Source organism: Vreelandella rituensis, assembly GCF_003336665.1.
Taxonomy (GTDB): Bacteria; Pseudomonadota; Gammaproteobacteria; order Pseudomonadales; family Halomonadaceae; genus Vreelandella; species Vreelandella rituensis.
Map to the genome: position 1 here is coordinate 1 of NZ_QPIJ01000127.1, position 2,618 is coordinate 2,618.

Here is a 2,618-nt window from a genome sequence, read left to right on the forward strand (position 1 = left end):
CAGCGGGTGGCGTTGACGGCAGCGGCATCCCGCAGCGGTAATTTGAGCTGGCGCTGGACGCGCTCAAGGCGGACTTCCGCCGACAAGCCATTGGCTTTGAGGCGTTTCTTGAGTCCCTTGTCGGTGGCAAAGAAATCAGCAAGCCACTGGCTGTCCTTGGCCTGGTTGCACTCATGGCAGGCGATGGTCAAATTGCTCACTCGGCTAGAGCCGTCCCGAGATTTCGCTACCACATGCTCGATCTCCAGCGGTGTATCACCGGTGCCGCAATAGGCACACTCACGCCCCCATTTTTCCAGCAGGTATTCACGCACCTCATAGCCAAGCAAGGTGTCTTGCTGGTACTCGACCCCGGAAATCTCCGGGTTTTCCGTCTTCTGTAGATCGAAGCGCACCAATTCCATGTTCAGATGAGTCACCGGCGCCCAACGGCACAGCTTGTCCACCCAGGCCATGGTCGTATCGACCCGGTGTTGCAGGCTGGGTGGTAGCCAGCCCTTCTTGCGCGTGCGGTTATCAAAACGCGGCTGACGATAACGCAGATTCTTGCTGCGTCGCCGACGCCGCAAACCGGCACGTTGCTCCAAGGCTTGGCGAATCTGGAAGCCCCGATGCACCAACTGAAACAGGCAAAGCACATGGCGGGTTGCCGGGGCTTGCTCGTCCGTCGCGTTTTCTTCCAGACGCATCAGCGCCAGGCCGGTTTCCTTGCTGCCCGGATCAATGCCCAGCAACGTCGGCTGCAAGGCGCAGTCACTCAGGCAGCGATCACGCAGGCGGATCACGAAAGGCGTCAGGTGCACCACCACCGCCCGACCACGCTCCAGCAATAGCCGTGCGCGTTTTTCGCTACACGGCATCAACGGCTGCTTGTTCTTTCCCAATACGAACACCGCCATGCGATCTCCTCCTAAACATTGCCCTTACGGGCCTGGTGACGCAGGTCTTCCAACCGGTCTCCCCTCGGGAATGTCTGCAACTGGCTCCTGCCGACCGTGGTGCCATCGACAGCGATCAGAACCTTCGGCGCTTTACCTTTCACCAGCATGACCCTGATCTTCCAGAGCGCCGAACTGAGCGAAGCATTCGGCGGTGGGTCTTGACGACCTATTGCAAACGTAGCGGGTTGGCTACCGCTTTCCCTGGTCAACCGGGCTTGCTGTCACAAGCCTCGTCCTTTAGGGCGAGGTAGTTGACCAACCGCACACCTGCACTCGACGCCTTTCCGGGCTTCTGAATACCTCGGCAGGCAACAGCACAACCCGACTCGAGCCTGCCTCAAAAAAGATAGTTCATTCACCGCACTTGGGTGAGGGTTTTGTTCAACCGGTGCAGCGAATGCCTCATCCCGTTTCAGGTATATCGCCGGGCCAGAAGGGGCGGGCAACTGGCAGGGGCGCATTCCATACCCAACGGCGAAGATTCACCTTCAGCCTCGTCAAACCCTTGTGCCAGCGTCTATGCTGGAAGGCATGAAACTATTCTCTCTCAACGCCAGTAGACCCTTTGGCGAAAAAGTTGTGCAGGCACTAGGCATCTCGCTTGCCGAGCACGAAGAGCGCGACTTCGAAGATGGCGAGCACAAGGCGCGACCGCTGGAAAGCGTGCGTGGCGAGGACGTCTATGTGTTGCAGAGCCTCAATGGTGACCCGGAGCAAGGGGTCAACGAGCGGCTTTGCCGGCTGCTGTTCTTCTTGGGCGCCGTCCGCGATGCGGGAGCCCAGCGGGTGACCGCGGTGATCCCCTACATGGCCTATGCACGCAAGGATCGCCGGACCAAGTCACGCGACCCGCTTTCCTCTCGCTATCTCGCCATGCTTCTCGAAGCCATGGGCATCGACGCCGTCATGACGCTCGACGTCCACAATCCTGCGGCCTTCCAGAATGCCTTCCGCTGCCCCACCCACACCCTCGACACGCGTCGCCTGTTCGCCGATTACATGCGCGAGCGCTGTGGCGACGGGCCGGTGGTAGTGGCATCCCCCGACCCAGGCGGCGTGAAGCGGGCGCAGGGCTTCAGGGAAATGCTCGAGCCCATGCTGGATCGCGAGATCGGCGCAGCCTACATGGAGAAACGACGCAGTGAGGGCAAGGTCAGCGGCACCCTGCTGACCGGCGAGGTCGACGGCGCCACCGTGCTGGTCGTGGATGACCTGATCAGTTCGGGGGGCACCCTGCTGCGCGCTGCTCAGGCGTGCCTAGGCCGAGGAGCAACGGCGGTATACGGTCTGGCGGCCCACGGCCTGTTCGTCGGCGATGCCGGCCGGGTGGTCAGCGATCCCCAATTGAGTAAGCTCATCGTTACCGATACCGTCCCGCCAACTCGTCTCGATGCCGAAGTAGCCAGCCAGCACCTCGAGGTGGTCAGCGCCGCTCCGCTCTTTGCCGAGGCAATCCGCCGCGCCCATGAGAATGGCTCACTCACCGAACTGCTCGAGGGCCCGGCGTAACGGCAACGCCTATTCCATCCGAATGGCAGGGGATTCAGGCAGATTTTTTGCTAGGGTCTGTTGATGTTTGGTGGCAGGAAGATTTGGCAGGATAGGGGCAAGCTCACAGAATAGAGGTTCCGACACCAACAAACGGCGAGCCTGCCATGCCCCGACAAATGCTCACGG

Annotated in this window: 2 protein-coding genes; one reads left to right on the forward strand and one right to left on the reverse strand. The window is 60.8% G+C overall.

Features of this window, described 5'->3' with window-relative positions; genetic code table 11:
* Positions 1-899: RNA-guided endonuclease IscB (gene iscB / locus DU506_RS20945; RefSeq protein ID WP_181870845.1), on the reverse strand; the 899-nt coding region annotated here is incomplete at its 3' end.
* 573 nt (positions 900-1,472) lie between these two features.
* Here iscB and DU506_RS20950 point away from each other — a divergent pair.
* Complete coding sequence (locus DU506_RS20950; RefSeq protein ID WP_181870846.1) at positions 1,473-2,450, forward strand: ribose-phosphate diphosphokinase; 978 nt, start codon at positions 1,473-1,475, stop codon at positions 2,448-2,450.
* Positions 2,451-2,618: the final 168 nt, after the last annotated feature.

Bases quoted from the DNA above. Each gene is read 5' to 3' on its own strand.
- DU506_RS20950 (WP_181870846.1), top strand. From the start codon at position 1,473: ATGAAACTATTCTCTCTCAACGCCAGTAGACCCTTTGGCGAAAAAGTT.